Genomic DNA, 17,707 nt, shown 5'->3' on the forward strand with positions numbered 1-17,707 from the left:
GGGCACTCTATCACTACGCAAACACAAGTCAACACAATAAACGTTACCTCAAACAGGCACCGGATTCGGCTCGCGCACAAAAAACGTACCTGATCGCACAAATATCTCTACAGCGGCGGCACATAAAACGGCACCCGGCCGCACATAAAACGGTGCAGCGAGCACATAGAACGGTGCTTTTGAAAGGCAAGTCCTTGAAAAGCAAGAAAATGGGTGCGTACGTTAGTTGGTTGGTGGGTTTTTATCTTTAAGTAAACAAACAAACCGCTCACAAAAAAAGATGCTCAGTGCGAACTTTTTCGTGTTGTGTCTCGCGATGCAGTGAGGGAATTCAAGAGGAATAACCCTTCAAAGCCCCGCACGTAAAGGCTCTCGGTGGCGGTGCATCGGGACTGGATTTGCTTTTCGCCCGCCGAAACCCATGGAAAGGTAACGATTTCTGTGCAGTTACAGTGATCTATGGAAGTGGTTTATGTGCAGAACGTCTTTACGCGAGCCGACATCAAGTTGGATGCGGCAAAGGTGGTCGATGGGACGTTATTCAGAAGTGACTTTTCGGTGGGAGGAAGGAAGGCAACGGAATTTGTGCATGGCCGAGCGACGCCGTGATAGCAACGTTTTTTGTGCACATCCTGGAAGGCGGGCGGAAGGTAACGGTTATTGTGCGGTCGCCGTGTGATGATTCCGTCGTTTGCCGCCTGCGCGAGGTAACGAAATTTGTGCAGCGTTGGCGGTGAGATTCGTCCTGGTGGAACTGGGCTGCCTCGGGATAGCGAAATGGCAGCGGCATTGGGCGCGCAGGGGAAATCGGGTAACGGTTTTTGTGCCTTTACGGTGGTCGGCGCGCGCGCGGCAAGGCTTTCCCTGCGCGTACGGTAACGGTTTTTGTGCAATCGCGGCCGGCCAGGGTGGCTCGCAGAAATCTGGAAGCACAAAAATCGTTACCCGCCCGCCAGGTCAGGGGGCTAAGCGGATCAGCCGGTGAAACTGCACAAAAACCGTGACTGTGCGGGGCGCATGGGAGCGATGAAGCCTGCGGGGAATGATCTGAAGCTGGATTTGCACAAAAACCTCGACCGACATCGTCAACAACGAGGTGCTCTGGCCCCGGCGATTTGCACAAAAAATAGGCAGACGGCAGCGAAAGGGCCTACAACGGCCTGGGCGACGTTGCCGGTTTTGCTGCTACTTTGCCCTTGGGAATGTCCCACGAGGGCAATACGGGCCGTTTTGAAGGGTCATTTTTTTTCATATCGCCCTCAATTAGTGTGTTTTCATACGCTTTTGCTGTATTCTACGCTTTATCCAAATTCTGATAAAAAGCGTATTAATGGCGAAAACTATCGAATTGCCGTCGATCGATCGACGTGTGGATCTTTCCGCGATCACTGAATTTGCCGAAGAGGCCGGTCGTCTATCTGAAGAGCTTCGGGAGATGATGCTGGCGCCGCGGCCGCGAAAGATGGCGCCCACATTTACGTCCGCTCAGGTCGCAGAGATGTGCGGCATTGATCGCATCAAACTGAACAACCTGCTCGCCACCCGCGAGGGTCTTCCGCAAGGTGTGGCGCAAGGTTCCGGGCGCAGCCGGGTCTTCACGCTGCCGGAAGCGAGAACCTGGGTCCAGCAGGTCTCCGATATTTATCAGACACCGCTCCATACCGGGGTGCGCGACGCCGACGGCAAGGTGATTCTCGTTGCCAACTTCAAGGGCGGCTCGACGAAAACGACCACCACCATGTGTCTCGCCCAAGGCCTGACCTTGCGTGGTCGCAAGGTTCTGCTGATCGACCTGGATCCGCAGGCGTCGCTCACGGAGCTTTGCGGTCTGTATGCCGAAAAGGAAGTGACTGAGGATAGCACGGTCCTGCCGTTCATCTACGACCCGCATATGGAAGGCGGTCTGCTGAATTTTGTGCAGGAAACCTATTGGGACGGACTTGACGTCATTCCCGCGCACCCCACGCTGTTTTCCGCGGAGTTCCATATTCCCGGAACCGTGATCAAGAACCCGGGGTTCAAGTTCTGGGATCTGCTGCGTCAGGGGGTGGAGGTGCTGCGCAAGCAATACGACTACATCATTCTGGATACGGCGCCGTCGCTGTCTTATCTCACGATCAATGCGCTCATGGCCGCCGACGCGATGGTCATGCCGCTCGTGCCCGAAAGCCTGGACTTCATCAGCTCGGTCTCGTTCTGGAGCCTGTTTTCTGACCTCGCGCACACGATCATGGAACGCGGTGACGAGAAGACATACGACTTCGTTTCCGTCCTGCTTTCGAAGGTCGACTACGGCAAGACATCGTCTGCACCGGTTGTGCGCTCGTGGGTGCAGCGGACTTACAAGGACTGGGTGAACGCGCTCGAGGTGCCGGCCAGTTCCGCGATGAGTAACGGCGCACTCGCCATGGCGACTGTGTTCGACATCAGCAAGGGAGACCTCGCTGACAAGACGGTCGCGCGCGTGCGTCAGCCGCTGACTGATTACGTACAGTGGATCGACGATCTTTACGTCGAACAATGGAGGGCCGGCAAGTGAGTTCATTCCGCGACAAGATGGCGGCGAAGACCCGTGAACTCGGTTCGACGTCGGAGCGGCCAGCCGCCGAACGGCCGGCAGCCGTCGCTCCGGCCGAGCCGCCGCGCCGCAGCAGCGCGTTCAAGACCGGGCCCGGCATGCTCGGCGCGTTGGCGGTGGCGCAGCAGCGCATCCAGGAACTGGAGAACACGAGCGACAAGCTCATGCTTCCGGTGAACGCGATTCAGCCGAACCCGTGGCAGCCGCGCAAGATTTTCAGCGACGAGGGCCTTGCCTCGCTGGCCGAATCGATCCGCGAAGTCGGGCTCGTCGAGCCGATCGTCGTTCGTCGGGCGGAGAACGGCTATCAGCTGATCGCCGGTGAACGACGTCTGCGCGCGCACGCCCTGATTCAGGCACAGGATATTCGCGCCTCCGTGATCGAGTGCTCCGATCAGGACATGGCGGTGCTCGCGCTGGTGGAAAACGTCGGTCGCGAAGATCTCACTGATTATGAAATTGGACAATCGCTGCGCCGCGCCGAACGGGAGTTTCCGACGCGCAAGCGCATGGCGGAGGCGTTGGGAATGTCGCGCAAAGGCCTGTACCGGTTTTTGGCCTTTGAAAATCTGCCGGACTTCATCCGGCGCGATCTTGATTTGAATCCACGACTGCTCGGCGGCTCGGCTGCTGACGAGGTTGTTTCGGCAATCAAGAAGTACGGCTCGGCGGGTCTTTCGGCTGCGCGCGACTTGTGGCCGGCCGTGGTCGGCCGGACGCTGGACCAAGGCAAGCTGGCCGCGGCGATCGGAGCGCAAGCGAGTCGGGGGGAATCGACCGAAAGCGTATCCGAACGCAGCATCGAGAAGATCTTCTCGGGCAAGAGCCACGCCGGCAGCATTACCAAAGACACCAACAGCTTTACGGTGAAGCTCAAGACGGGTGTGCTGTCGGATGCCCAGGAAACGCAAATTCGGGAGCTGATCAGTCAGCTGTTCAATGTGAAGCCCGGCTGATTGGGCCTCGAGGCTGTTGATGTGGATGGAAGCCCGCCTCGGCGGGCTTTTTCTTTTTGCGGGTTAAGTTGTGTGTCGAGTTGACACACAGTTGTCCGGCGGGGCGAGCGTGTGTCGACTCGACACACGGGAAGGTGCGTCGTGGCCGGGACGTGTGCGGGCTGTGACGATGCCCTGTGCACGGTGCCTGGATTTCGGTTGCCGACAGCTCGTCGCGGGTTGGTTGTTGGGGGTGAGCGTTTCCAGACGTTGGGTCCATCGACTTGCTCCGTGTGTCGAGTCGACACATTGCGGGGAGAAGGTGTTCGGCTTGGCTTGCGTCGTGTCGAGCCGAGCGGGCGTCGATAATGCCTGCGTTCCCCCGGCGATCGGTCGTGTGTCGACTCGACACACGACCGATGATCGTGCCGGCCGAAAGACGCAACATATAGCCGGCTTGAGTGCGCCGCCGGCGACGCCCGCGGACTGCTGTCGGCGTGGGGCGCGCTCGAAAACTGTGAGCAGCGGTCCACGATTTTGTCCGCGAGGGATTGGACGCTGTGTCGAGTCGACACACGCGGAGCGTCGCTGCAAACCGGAGAGTCATCAGACCGCGCGACGACGGGCACGGGGATGAGATCATCTCTCAAGCACTCTCATCGTGTCGCGTCCGCGAGGACGATGCATTGCCTGTTCGCTTGCAAGCCGACTTGCTACCCAGAACGGTGTGTCGAGTCGACACACTGCCTCGACTTCCTCTCGGTCCCTGTCTGAGAGGATTGCGATCCAGGACACGCCCCATCGGTGCGAAGCGAGAACAAGGCATGAGGTCATCTCCTCGGCTGCACACATCCTGTGTAGCACGGGACCATGGTCCATCGCTCAAGTCCTGATCTGGCGGCCGAGGCTGTGTGTCGAGTCGACACCCGCGGACCGTGGCGGCAAATCGGGAGGGCCATGGAGCGCGCGACAACAAGCATGAGGATGTGACATCTCCAGCCGCCTCCATCATGTTGTGTCCGCGAAGACGATCCGTCGTCTGTTCGCTTGCTTGCTGAATTCCCACCCAGAACGGTGTGTCGAGTCGACACACGGTCGTTGCCTTCCCGCGGTAGCGGTCTCTGGCGAACGTGATCTGGGAGATGCCTCGTCGGGGGGGGGGCGCGGCTCGTGAGGAAGCGAATACCTCCAAAGTGCCTGGCGCCCGCCACGTGTGAAACCCGCAGATGCCACTGTCCCGGGCGCCGGCCGCCACAGTTGCGATTAGCGTAGCCAGCGCGTGCGTAGTATCGGGCGTGCCGGTGTGTCGACTCGACACACGGTGGACGCACTCAACGCCCTGCGGCTTCAAATGGGTCAGGCTGCTCGCCAGTGGAAAACGAGCGGCTTCAACAGTACCGGACGAGATCACGCCGCTTCGAAGATCCGCAGACGTGCCATGTCTCTCATTAACTCCTTGAGAACGACATCGCCCACATTGATTTTCCCTGACACCTTCTCGGCGACGTGCGCCCCGTACGCGTCACATTCAATTTCACGCCTTGCGTTCATGCTCAAGCAGTGTGCACGCGCTGTTCGCTCGTTTAGCCGAAGCTTTGCGCCGAGACTCCCAGCCGGTTGCCCTCGGGACCGGAGTAGCCCCGCTTAACGGTGCCCGCGTGACGCGTCTTTTCGTACGGGTAGCCTGCAGGCAAGAGGCGAACCTGTCGCGCGGTACAGCAGCGGGGTAGTACCACTCCTCAGGTTGACGTGGCACGGCGCCCGGTCTCCGCGCTCCCGCATCGAACTCGTCTGTTATTCGTTGCTCAGCCGGCCAGCGACTGTGGAGCATGACATCTCGTCACTGAATAAGCAGCGTCCCGCAGCAAGTTTAAAAATGCAACTAACTGACAAATCCGCTCCCCAAAGATGAAGCAAGCAACACAAGGCACACGCGTCCAATGCTCCCCATAACGAGAAGGCAAACTAGCGACCAGCACGCCACCCATCAAGGAAATCGAACAGAGGCGCAGAGCAGCTATGGGAAGCCAGTGGGAAATCAGCCAACCGCCCAGCGACCTAAACGACGACAACAACAGACACAGACACATCGCAGAAAGTTAAACGACGCCCGCGCCTCAGAAAACCAGCGTGAAACAATTCACTCAAAACTGAGAAATCGGCAAAACGCCCATCCCACGGGCGCTCCACGCCTGAAACCATCCAAATTCTAGTACTTGTTTCACGGCGATAACGGACGTCCGACCCCGAAACACAGTGAGAATAGCCGCGAAGTCGCTAAATCCCCGCGCGTCGGCATCAATCGTATATTTCAATACGTATTTTGTAGTTTTCGAAAATTCGAGCCGACGTGACGCGCGAGCAGCGCTTCACCCACGCCCCACCACGTTACCTGAAGCCGCCCCCATCCGCGTCGATTAAAATTGGGCCCCATTGCCGAAGGCTCAGTCAGGGTTTCGATCCGGGACCACAGCCATGTTCAAATCGCCAGCGCGCATCACGCGCCGCTCGCGCGATAAAACAGCAATCGCCCTTTCTCCATTCAGCGCTCGCAAACACCAAAGAGGACACGTCGTGAAGTTCATCCACGCGGCAGACCTACACCTCGACAGCCCGCTACATGGCCTGAGCGCCTATCCCGATGCGCCGGCCGCCCAATTGCGCAACGCCACGCGCGAAGCCTTGCGCCTGCTCGTCGATCGGGCCATCGAAGAAGAGGTCGCGTTCGTCGTCATTGCCGGCGATCTCTACGACGGCGACTGGAAGGACCACAACACCGGCATCTTCTTCGGCCAGCAGATGGGACGTCTGCGCAAGGCCGGCATTCGCGTCTTCGCGTTGTGGGGCAATCACGACGCGGAAAGCGAAATGACCAGGAAGCTCACGTTGCCGGACAACGTGGTGGTGTTCAGTCATCGCAAGTCTGAAACCCACGCGCTGCACGACATCAAGGTTGCACTGCACGGACAGAGCTTCAAGGACAAGGCCGTGATCGAAAATCTGGCGGTGGGCTACCCGTCGCCGGTTCCCGGCTACTACAACATCGGTGTGCTCCACACCGCGCTCGAAGGCTATGCCGCGCATGCGACCTACGCGCCATGCACGCGTGCCGAATTGCACGCAAAGGGTTACGACTACTGGGCGCTTGGTCACGTCCACGAATTTCAGCAGTGGGCGGAAGAGTCGACCATCGTCTTCCCCGGCAATCTGCAGGGCCGGCACATCCGCGAAACGGGGCGCCGGGGCGCCGTGCTCGTGAGCGTCGAAGACGGTCGCACGGAGGTCGAGCGTCTCTACCTCGACGTGCTGCGCTGGGAGTCGGTGCGCGTCGACGCGAGCGACTGCGAAAGCGTCGCGGATCTGGCGCGCAAGATCGGCGCTGCGCTCGAAGCGCTCCTCTCCTTCGACGCGCATGTGACCCGCGCAGTCCGCGTGACGGTGACGGGCAAGTCGCCGGCACATGGACTCTTTTTCGGGCGCGCGACGCAATTGCGCGCCGAAGTGCTCAATCAGATCGGCATCATCGGCAATGACAAGTTGTGGCTCGAAAAGGTCAAGCTCGAAACGAGCGCGGCCGATACGGCTGCCGCACAGAACGAGCAGATCGAAGCGCTCGCCGACCTCAAACTGCTACTCGAAGCCGCCACGCAAGACGCCGAATTTCTCGCGCTGCTCGAACGTGATTTACGCGCCTTTATCGGCAAGGTGCGCAGCGAAGTGAAAGAAGACGCGCCGCTGCTCGAACTCGCCCGCGACGGCAAACTCGCGTCGCTGGTGGAGCAGGTCGGCCCCGCGCTGCTTGCGCGACTTTCCACGGGAGAATGACCAGTGCGTCTCAAGCAACTCGATTTGATCAAATACGGCAAGTTCACCGACACGACCCTGCCGTTTCCGCACGCGGCGCACGATTTTCACGTCATCGTCGGGCCGAACGAAGCGGGCAAGTCCACAGTGCGGACCGCCGTGTCGGAGTTGTTGTTCGGCATGCGCCTGCAAACGCCGCTCGATTTTCTCCACAACACACCGGAATTGCGCATTGGCGGCGTGCTGGAAAACGGCGCGGTCGAGCAACGATTTCATCGCGCGCGCGGCCGCAATTCGCTGCGCACTCCGCAGGACGACAAGCTACCCGACGATTTTCTCGCGGCATTTCTCGACGGCACGAGCAAGGAGTTCTTCGAGCAGATGTTCGGCCTCGATCATGTGCGGCTCGTTGAAGGCGGGCGCAGCATTCTCGACGCATCGGACAAGCTCGGCCAGGTGTTGTTCGAATCGGCGGCGGGTGTGGGCAGCCTCGGGCCCGTGCGCGAAGAGCTCGAGAATCGCGCGGCCGAACTTTGGGCTCCGCGACGCAGCGGCAGTGCGTATGCACAGGCGGAAACGTCGTTCGCCGAGGCAACGAGCGAACTGAAGGCCGCGCAGGTGCGTACGCGCGATTGGGTCGAGAAGAAAGACGCGCTCGAAGCGGTCGAACAGGCTATCGAGCGGTTGCGCGCCGAGCAGCGCGGTCTCGAATCGCAGCGCTCGAAGCTCGAACGCGTGCGCCGCCTCGCTCCCTATATAGAAGAGCTTTCGCTCAAGCAGCGCGAGTTGGCCGCATTGGGCGAGGTCGTCGATTTACCGCCCACTGCGCATGCCGATCTGCTGAAGGCGCAAGCCGACATTGCCGCCGAGCGCAAAGTGCAGGAAGCGCGCCAGGCCGATCTCGCAGGCAAAGAAGCCTCACGCGATGCGATCGAGCCCGATCGTGCGGCACTTGCACTCGCCGCCGAAATCGATGCGCTCGATACGCTGCGCGGCGAATGTGTCAATCATCCGCGTGAATTGCTGGTGCGTGAAACCGAGATCCGCAACCATCTCGACGCCGCATTCGCCGCTGCGGCTCAGCTAGGCTGGCCGGGTGACGAAGCCGCATTGCGCGCGGCGCTGCCCGGCGCGCTCGCGTTGAAGACGGTGACGAACCTGCTGCGCGATCACGGTCTTCGCGAGCAGGCGCTCACGACCGCGCGCGAGGGACACGATGAACAAGCGCGTAAGCTCGCACAATTGCGGGAGCAGCTTGTGCGCCTGCCGGGCATCGAAGTGCCGCACGCGTTGCGCGCCGCGCTCGACGATGCACGTGAATTGCGCAACAGTGTGACGAAGGAAAGCGCGCTCGAGCGCGAACTCGCAGATGCTCAGCGCACGGTCCGAGAGAAGCGCCAGCCGCTGGGCCAATGGAACAAGCCGGTGCCAGCGCTGCGCGCGCTCGACCTGCCATCGGCTACGCGCCTGGCCGCACTGCAAAAGGAAGAAAGCGATCGCCTGAGCGCAGTGGCCGCAGCGCGAGAAGCAGTCGCAGCCGCGCAAGAAGAGATCGAGCGTTTCGAATTGCAGGAGACGCATTTCACGCAGGGCAACAAGGTTGTCACGACTGCGCAAGTGCAGGCGGCGCGCACGCGCCGCGATAGCGCGTGGAACGAAGTCAGGCAGGCGCGCGTCAGCCTCGCGGATGGCGCACCCGTCGTGGACGACGCGATGCGCCTCGCCGACGAACTCGTCGACGCGCAACTCGGCACCTCGCAGGCGGCGGCCACATTGCAGAACTTGCGTCAGCAAGTCGAAACAGCGCGCGCGAATGCGCAGCGCAAGCTTGCGGCATTGAGCGAACGCGAGCGCGAGCTCGAAGCCTTTCGCAATACCTGGACGCAAATTGCCATTGATGCGCAACTGGCTGGCATGCCGATTGCGGACATGGGCGCTTGGCTCGCGAATCGCGAAGCGGCGCTCAATGCACAGAGCGAATGCGATCGCCGCGCGAGTGAGCTTGAAGCGCGTCGAGCGGCGCGCATCGCCGCGCATGCCGAGCTTCTCGAAACGTTGCGCCCGGTGGCGCAGGCAAACGAGGGCGACGCACTGACTACGTTGATCGGCATCGCGGAAACCGTCGTGCAATCGGCTCAGAAGAGCGCCGTGCAGCGCGAAGGTCTTGAAACGCAGATTCGCGACGCCGAACGCGCGAGTGAATCCGCGCAATCCCGTTTGACCATTGAACAGGAAGCCTACGCAAAGTGGCAGACGCAATGGCGAGAGGCACTCGCGCAAGCGAATCTCGGCGCTCGTGCGGCGACGCTCGCAGCAGCGGAAGGCGCTGTCGAACTCGCCAATATCATTGCGGCCGCTTTTTCGGACGCCGAAGCACCCCGTAACCGCATTCGCGCGATCCGCACGCAACTGGCGATGCTGGAAACCGACGCGCGACGCCTCGCCGAGGCGCTCGCGCCCGAATGGCCCGCGTCGAGTGACGGCATCGACGTGGCGCGTCAGCTCGCGGCGCGGCTGGCAGCCGCGCGCGAAACGGCAAAATGCCTCGCCCAGGCCGATGCAGAAGTGCAGCTTGCCCGCACGCGCGTGGCCGATGCCGCCGCGGCGGTGGCGGGGGCACAGGCGCGCATCGAGCCCATTCTGCAGCTCGCGGGCGTGAACGGAATCGATGCGGCATTGCCGCTCGCCGAGCGTTCCGACGCGCGCCGTGCGCTGTCGAAAGCGATCTCGGCGGCGCGGGACACGCTCGTGCGCGAAGGCGATGGACTTGCGCAGGAGGCCATCGCGGCAGAGATTGCGGAGCAGCCCATTACCGAGCTGCCTGCGCTGCTGGCAACGGTGAACCAGAAACGCGAAGCCGGCGACCGTGCGTTGAGCGAGTGCCTGCAGCAGCAGGTCAGCGCGAGGCAGGCGTTCGAAGCCATCAACGGCCAGGCCAATGCCGCGCTGGCCGAAGCAAAACGCCAGGAAGCCCTGAGCGCCATGGGCGAAGCCGCCGAGCAATATCTCGAAGCCGCGACCGCGAGCCGCTTGCTCAAATGGGCAACGGATCGTTATCGCGACCAGAAGCAGGGGCCGATGCTGCGTCGCGCAGGTGAAATATTCAGCGGACTCACGCTCGGTGATTTCGCGAGGCTCGTGGTGGATAACGAACGCAATCCGCCCGCATTGCATGCACGGCGCAGTAACGGCAAAACCGTGGAAGTGAGTGGAATGAGTGAAGGCACGCGCGACCAGCTTTTTCTCGCGCTGCGTATCGCGGCTCTCGAATTGCAGCTGGTGAGCAAGGCGGCGCTGCCTTTCGTTGCCGACGATCTCTTCATCAATTTCGACGACGAGCGCGCAAAGGCCGGTTTCGCGGCATTACGGAATCTCTCCGCGAAAACCCAGGTGTTGTTTCTCACGCACCACGATCACCTTTTGCCCATGATTCGCGAGATATTCGGCGTGCAGGTCAATGTCGTCGAATTGCAGCGCGCGCCTCTCGTCGCCTAGCGGTGCGAATGTTTCTCAATGGAAATTCATGGAGACATTGTTTGCGGAACGATCAATAGTCTGATCAGGAAACATGTTTTTCACTACAAAACATTCGTTTAAATTGCCAGCATGCGTGATTTGACTTCATAATCACCTTGTCTTTCGCGACGCCCATGCCGACAAGATCGCAATTCGATCGGCCAGTGATGGTTGAAGGGTGTCCGTAAAAACCGTGAATAAGGAGGTGTGAATGGTCACCCTGGATGCAATTCAATCGAAGATCGCAAAGCTGCAAAAGCAGGCCGAATCGATCGTGGAAAAACAAACGTCGGTCGGTCTCACGAAAATTCGCGATCTGATGGCCAAACATGGCCTGAGCGTGGCCGACATCGAACGCTTCGTCGGCAAGAAGCGTGGCCGCAAACCTGGCAAAGGCGTCAAAGCCGCAGGCCCAAAGCGCACCGTTGCGGCCAAATATGCCGATCCGAAAACGGGCGCCACGTGGACCGGCCGCGGCCGTGCGCCGGCGTGGATTCGCGACGCGAAAGACCGTTCGAAATTCCAGATCGACGGCAGCGCGGCAAAGGCCGCCACCAAAGTCGCACGCAAACCGCGCGCCAGTGCGGCGGCGGTGAAAAAGACCGCGGCGAAGCGCGCCAAGGCCGCGCCCGCAAGGAAAGCCGCACCCGCAAAACGGGCGGCGCGTAAAAGCGCAGGCCGTAGAGCCGCCGCAAAGCCGGCACAAGCCGCAGCGGCTGCTTAATAAAGTCGCTGAGAAAAGCGCATAAGCGAAATTCGCTTGCGAACCGGTGGCCGCGCCGGCGTTTCGACGCCCGCGGCCACTTTCACATGAGCGGCGCGAAACGACGCGCGCCTACTGCCCTGATCGTCATCGATGTCCGGTCTTTCGTTTTCCTCGGGGCTTCTCGCGCCCCATCTGCAGTCGCTCGACGGACTTCAATTGCTCGGCATTGCGGTTGCGCTCGTGCTGGGCGGCATGGTGAAGGGCGTGACGGGCATAGGCGTGCCGCTCGTGGCCATGCCCATCGTCACGCATTTTTTGCCGGTCAAGGAAGCGGTGCTGCTGCTGTCCATGCCGATCATTCTCGGCAATATTCCGCAGGCGCTGGAGGGGGGCGAAATGCTGCCTACCGTGCGCACTATCGCGGCGCCGCTAATTGGTACCGTGATCGGCAATGTGATTGGGGTGTCGGTACTGATCGCACTTGAGCCGCATCACGCCCAGGCGGCCTCGGGCGTGGCATTGATCGTGGCGGCGTTGCTTTTGCTCGTCTCGCCGCGTTTCAAGCTCGCGCCTGCACTCGCGCGGCCGGTGGGATTCGCGCTCGGTTTCGGGGCGGCGCTCATGGAGAGCATTGCCGCCGTGCCGGGGCCGTTGCTCGCCATGTATCTGATCGCGTCGGGCGCCACGGGCCGCGCCTTCACGAAGCAGATTGCGATCATTCTCGTCGTTTCGGTCATCACGCTCATCACGACGTTCAGCCACGGCGCGCATGCCAATCTCGTCGATCTCGCGATTTCGGCGGCGGCCAGCGTGCCCGCCATCGCGGGCATGCTGCTCATCAGACCGTTGCGCGACAGAATGCATCCGCTCGCGTTTCGCGTGGTCGTGCTCGTGTGCGTGCTGGCCGCGGCCGTACAGATGATCGTCAAATCGGACGTGCTGTTTTGACGATCGCCTGATTCAATGGCTGATCGCTTCGAGCGAGAGCCCGCGCGTCACCGGCCCTAGCAGAATCATCACGATGCCCACGAGCATCGAAGCGCCGATGAACACCGCGACGCCAGGCACACCGTAATGATGGAGCAGGATGCCGATGGCGAGCCCCGCGAATGCGGCGGCGATGCGGCTCCACGAGTACACGAAGCCGACGGCGCGAGCGCGGATACGCGTGGGGTAAAGCTCGGCCTGGTAACCGTGATAGGCGTAGGACATCACGTTCGAAGCGAGCGTGAAGAGCACGCCCAGCACGATCAGGACCCACGGCTGCGTGGCTTGCGCGAATAGCGTAATCACCACCGCCATCATCAGGAGGCCGCCGACGATCTGCGTCTTGCGCTCCAGCTTGTCGGCGAACCACACGCCAATCAGCGGCCCGAACGGATTGGCGATGGCAATCACGAAGGCGTACGCAAGACTCTGCGTGATGTGGACGCCACGCGCGATGAGCAGCGTCGGCACCCATGCCGCGAAGCCGTAAAAGCCGATCACCTGCGCCATGTTGAAAATCGACAGAATCACCGTGCGCCGCAAATACGGCGCGCGCAACACTTCTCCAAGCGAGCCGCGCCCGGCCTTTTCAAGCGAGATCGCCCCGAGCGGCGGCAACGCCGTGCCCGTTTCTGCCGTGACGCGCCGCTCGATGCCGGCAACGATGCGTTCCGCTTCGTCCTCACGGCCATTGCGCGCGAGCCAGCGCGGACTTTCGGGAATACTCCGGCGCAGGAACCACACCACCACCGCGCCCACCGAACCGATCAGGATCACCACGCGCCAGTAGTCGAGGCCGATAGGATGCGTGTCCTTGAGGATATAGGCGAGAAACGCGACGACGGGCACCACGCTGAAGGTGATGAACTGGTTGACCGCATAGGCGCGGCCGCGCTCGCCGCTCGGGATCAGTTCGGAAATGTACGTGTCGATGGTCACGAGCTCGATGCCAATGCCGATGCCGGCAATGAAGCGCCAGATATTGAGCGCCTGGCCGCTCGTCTGAAACGCCATGATCGCCGTGCAGGCGATGTACCAGATCAGCGACCACGTGAAGATCATGCGCCGCCCGAACCGGTCGGCGACCTGGCCGAACGCGAGCGCGCCGACCCACAGCCCGGCGAAGGTCGAGAACACGAAGGTGCCGAAGCCGGCCACCTTGAGCGGCCCGAGCGCGGAAAAGAAGCCGAGCGATTCCGGCGTGAAAAGACCCGAATGCACCATGCCGGGCGCGACATAGCCCGTGAAGAAGAGGTCGTAAAACTCGAATACGCCGCCGAGCGACAGCAGAATCACCATCGACCAGACTGTGCGCGACGGCGGCAGCCGGTCGAAGCGGGCGGCAATTTCCGCCGATTTTTCAATGGACATCCCGATTCCTCATTACATTTTGAAAGCGTGTGGGGAACAACATGCGCCTGCATCGATGTGTCTGCATGGCTTGCGCGCGACGTATGCAAATGCTGAAACAGGCCATAGCACGCACTTTATGGGTGCCGCGACGTGGAAGCACCTGGTTGAAACCCAAATGCGTTGCGCTTATGACAATGCCGCTTATGCCAACGAGGGAGGCAATGAGTCGGCCGCGCTTTACGCGATGCTCGCGCCTGTGTGGCTCACGCGGTTGCGGCCGGCGTGTTTGGCCGCATACAAGGCGGCGTCGGCGGCTTCGATCAGCGCATTAGGGGACGACGCAACGATCGCGTCGCGCGTGGCGCAGCCCGCGCTCACCGTGACGAGGCCGCCTGCGGAGGGGGAGGGAATGCCGAGTTGCTCGACGGCGGCACGTGCGCGTTCGGCGAGCGCCGCGGCTTCATTTGCGCCGGTATCGGGCAGGACGAGCGCGAATTCTTCGCCGCCATAGCGCGCGACAAAGCCGCCGGGCGCGTGCCGCGTGCTCGCAAGCGTGGCGGCGAGCGCGCTCGCTACGGCGCCGAGACAGGCGTCGCCGTGCAGATGGCCGAAGGCGTCGTTGTAGTGCTTGAAGTGATCGACATCGAGCATCACGAGCGACAGCGGCTGGCCGCTGCGCGCGGCGCGCTCGAAGGCCTCGCGGAACTGCTCGTCGAAATAGCTGCGGTTGTAGACGCGCGTGAGCGCATCGCGTGCCGAGGCGCGGATCAGCGTGGCGTGTTCTTCGGCGAGCTGACGATAGAGCGCCGTCACTTCCCACACCAGCACGCACACGAGCACGCCTGGCGCGAACATGCTGAACACGCGCGCGACATACCAGCCCACCGTGAAGCGCTCGATGCTGAGCGTATTGAGCGCGGCGTCGACGAGCGAGGCGAGCAGCGCCACCACGATCCACAAATCGAGCACGAGGCGCAGCCGTCCCTTGAGCAGCACGAGCGCGATGGCGATCAGGTTGAGCGCGCAGATCACGAGACCCGCGAGATTGTTCGCGATGGCCGACACCGGCGAGGGAGCAGGCGCAGCGTTCGCAACGTCGTGAAACGGCGATGCGAGATCGACGTGCGTGACGAGCACGCCGAGCAGGGCGGCGAGCGCCGCCGGGCCCGCGATCAGCAGCCAGCCGCGTGCGTCGAGACGTTCGCGGGCGAACGGCGGGGCGGGCAGGCGCTTTCTCACCAGTTCGGCGACGATGACGAGCGCGGGAAAGCCTGCGTGCCAGAACACCCACATCCATGCGGCGCTATTCGGGAGCGCGCCGAGCAGCCCCGTGCGCGCGAACACGCCAGGAAACATCAACAGCTGCAGCGCAACGGCAATGGCCGTGAACGCGTAGGCGCCGCCCAGCGCCGCGAGCATGGCCACGCGCGTAGCCGCGAAACGCGCGCCCAGCAGGAACGCCGCGATGCTCGACGTGGTGAACACGGCGAGCGCGCACATCGGCATGAACGGGGCGATGCCGGGCAACGCGTCGCGTGCACGCGGCGCCGCGAGCGCGAGCGTGAGGAGGATCGCAAACGCGCATATGCTGGCGAAGAGCGCCTGCCTGCGTGTTGCCGGACCGATCAGCAAGCCGTCCATATGATGACTTTTGGGTTGATGCGCAGCTCGAGCATGTGATCGTGGCGTGACAGCGTGAGGGCCGCTCGCGTCCGGAAAGCAGACTAAATTGACTGAAGGTATTGTGCTCCGAATCGGCTAAATAGTGGGGCACGGATGCGCGAGCCCAGTTATATTGAGTTTCGGTTATGAGCGCGCTACATTGGGCGCGCGAATTTCAGCATCGCGCGATCGGTGGTCGTCACGCGCGGGCGTGGCTAATGTAATTTGCATGTAAGGATTGCTGATGATGCATCGCGTATCGCGCGACCACCGCGAAGGCTATGGTTGGCTCGGCGGTCGTGCGGGCCAGACGAGGCTTGGCTGGTCCGCGTTGGGGTTGGCTTGCGTGTTCGGCGCGCTGGCTTTCGTTTTCGCTGTGCCGTTCGATGCACGCCTATGTGCCGTGATGTCGAGCGCGTGCCTCAATCTCTTCATCGTCGCCTTCGGCACACGGCTCTCGGCGGCGCGCGCGCCAGCCGGCGAACCGGTCTCGAAGACTTCGCTGCGCCTCTTGCGCCTCGCGTTCCAGCGCAATTCGGAGGCCGCCGACATGCGCGGCCTGCTGCGGTCGCTGCCGTGGCAAGGGTGGATCGCGCCGCTCGGCGCGCTCGTTTCGCTTGCGTTCGCCATCTCTGCGTGGACGTTCCCCGCCCATGCGCCAACGGTTTCGCAACGTGAATCCGCGCCTTTTCTCGTAGCGGGAGCCGCTGCGCTCGTCATCGCTTTTGCTGCGCTCGTGGCCGAGCGTTTTCATGCGCAGCGCGCCGCGCAGTCACGCGAATCCGCCGCGCTCGCGGGGCCGTTGCGTCTGGTGCTCGTCGCTGCGTTGAGTATGGCGGCTTCAGTTGCGGCGCTGGCTTATGCGGGCGAGGCGCTTACATGGCTAGTGCGTATCGTCGCCCTGCTTTCCGGTGTGATTGCCGTCGAACTCGGCCTGCGTGCGCTGCTCGCTGCGCTGGCAAAGCCCGGCGATGACCGCTTCCTGCATAGCACTATCGCGGGCGTGCTGAGCGTGCAGGCACGTCCGGTCGCCGCACTGAATGCCCAGTTGCGTATGCGTTATGGCATCGATCTGCGGCAGAACTGGGCGCTCCAGAGTTTCGTTCGCCTCCTGCCAGGCGCGCTCGCGGCCATGGTGGTGGCGGGCTGGCTACTCGGCGGCGTGACGATCCTCGGCCCCGATCAGCGCGCTGTGTACGAGCGCTTCGGCGCACCTGTCGCCGTGTGGCAGCCGGGCCTGCATGTGGGCCTGCCCTGGCCCTTCGGCCGCGCGCGCGTGATCGACAACGGCGCGGTCCATCAACTGATCGTCTCGGGCAGCGCGAACGACAGCAGCCGCGCCGCGCCTGCCGTTTCCGCCGATGGCGACACACCCGCGCAATTGAATCGCCTGTGGGATGTGACGCATCCCTGGGAGACGACTCAGGTGATCGCGGGGACGAGCGGCGCCCAGCAGGCGTTCCAGATCGTGAGCGCGGACGTGCGGCTCGATTATCGCGTCGGGCTTACGGACGCGGCGGCGCGCGCCTCGCTGTATCGCGCTGTCGCTATGGACGACACGGTGCGCTCGATCGCGAACCGCGAGGTCGTGCGTTACCTCGCGTCGCGCACGCTGCCGTCGCTGCTCGACACGCCGCAAACGGCCATGGCCGGCGCGCTGCGCGGCGCCGTGCAGCGCGAATTGGACCGGCTCGCGAGCGGCATCGAGGTCGTGGCCGTGGTGATCGAGAGCGTGCATCCGCCTGCGGGCGCGGCCGCCGCGTATCACGGCGTGCAGGCCGCGCAAATTCGCGCGCAGGCCAGTGTGGTGCAGGCGCACGGCTTTGCGGCGACGGCACTCGGACAAGCGCAGCAGCAGGCGATCGAGACCGTCGCGCTGGGTAGCGCGAACGCCGCTGACACGCTTGCCGCCGCGCGCGCCCAGCAGATCGCCTTCGACGCCGATGTGATCGCGCAGCAGCTCGGCGGGCCGGCATTCGGCTTCGAGTATTACCTGCACAGCCTGCAAAAAGGGCTGAAAAACGCGAGCGTGACCGTGATCGACGACCGGCTCGCGAGCGGCAGCCGCGCGACGATCGATCTGCGCACGTTGAGCCCGGCCACGGCGGCTGGCATGAAGAAGGCGTGGTGACCCGTTACCCCATGGACAGAGTAAGGTGATTCGAC

9 protein-coding genes are annotated in these 17,707 nt (G+C 62.5%); 7 read left to right on the plus strand and 2 right to left on the minus strand.

The features are described 5' to 3' along the window. The first annotated feature begins 1,330 nt into the window (after window positions 1-1,330). From AB3X98_RS03105 to AB3X98_RS03130, 6 genes are all read left to right on the plus strand, one after another. Window positions 1,331-2,539, plus strand: coding sequence for an AAA family ATPase (locus AB3X98_RS03105; protein WP_028208684.1), 1,209 nt, complete (start codon window positions 1,331-1,333; stop codon window positions 2,537-2,539). Beyond that, a complete protein-coding gene (locus tag AB3X98_RS03110) occupies window positions 2,536-3,534 on the plus strand; it encodes a ParB/RepB/Spo0J family partition protein (RefSeq protein WP_069262986.1) in 999 nt (332 codons plus the stop codon). Before AB3X98_RS03105 ends, AB3X98_RS03110 begins: the two co-directional genes overlap by 4 nt. Window positions 3,535-6,087: 2,553 nt before the next feature. After that, the gene (locus AB3X98_RS03115; RefSeq protein WP_368606551.1) at window positions 6,088-7,338 is read left to right on the plus strand and encodes an exonuclease SbcCD subunit D; all 1,251 of its coding nucleotides are present in this window, start codon (window positions 6,088-6,090) and stop codon (window positions 7,336-7,338) included. A 3-nt stretch (window positions 7,339-7,341) separates the two neighbouring features. After that, window positions 7,342-10,812 (plus strand): AAA family ATPase, encoded by a 3,471-nt coding sequence (locus tag AB3X98_RS03120; RefSeq protein ID WP_368606550.1) that lies wholly within the window; start codon window positions 7,342-7,344, stop codon window positions 10,810-10,812. Between the two features lie 232 nt (window positions 10,813-11,044). Further along, on the plus strand, window positions 11,045-11,557 hold the full coding sequence (locus AB3X98_RS03125; RefSeq protein WP_368606549.1) for an H-NS histone family protein: 513 nt from the start codon (window positions 11,045-11,047) through the stop codon (window positions 11,555-11,557). 132 nt (window positions 11,558-11,689) lie between these two features. Continuing rightward, a complete protein-coding gene (locus AB3X98_RS03130) occupies window positions 11,690-12,487 on the plus strand; it encodes a sulfite exporter TauE/SafE family protein (protein WP_368606548.1) in 798 nt (265 codons plus the stop codon). 12 nt (window positions 12,488-12,499) lie between these two features. Here the strand turns inward: AB3X98_RS03130 and AB3X98_RS03135 are convergent, their stop codons facing one another. Both AB3X98_RS03135 and AB3X98_RS03140 read right to left on the minus strand, forming a co-directional pair. Then, window positions 12,500-13,897, minus strand: coding sequence for an MFS transporter (locus AB3X98_RS03135; protein ID WP_368606547.1), 1,398 nt, complete (start codon window positions 13,895-13,897; stop codon window positions 12,500-12,502). A gap of 219 nt (window positions 13,898-14,116) precedes the next feature. Further along, window positions 14,117-15,520: a diguanylate cyclase gene (locus tag AB3X98_RS03140; protein WP_342949362.1), complete on the minus strand. Its 1,404-nt coding sequence runs from the start codon at window positions 15,518-15,520 to the stop codon at window positions 14,117-14,119. A gap of 265 nt (window positions 15,521-15,785) precedes the next feature. Between AB3X98_RS03140 and AB3X98_RS03145 the strand changes: the two genes are divergently transcribed. Next, window positions 15,786-17,672, plus strand: coding sequence for an SPFH domain-containing protein (locus AB3X98_RS03145; RefSeq protein ID WP_368606546.1), 1,887 nt, complete (start codon window positions 15,786-15,788; stop codon window positions 17,670-17,672). The last annotated feature ends 35 nt before the right edge of the window (window positions 17,673-17,707 follow it).

Origin of the sequence: Paraburkholderia sp. BR14312, from assembly GCF_040948675.1 — a bacterium.
Classification (GTDB): Bacteria; Pseudomonadota; Gammaproteobacteria; order Burkholderiales; family Burkholderiaceae; genus Paraburkholderia; species Paraburkholderia nodosa_A.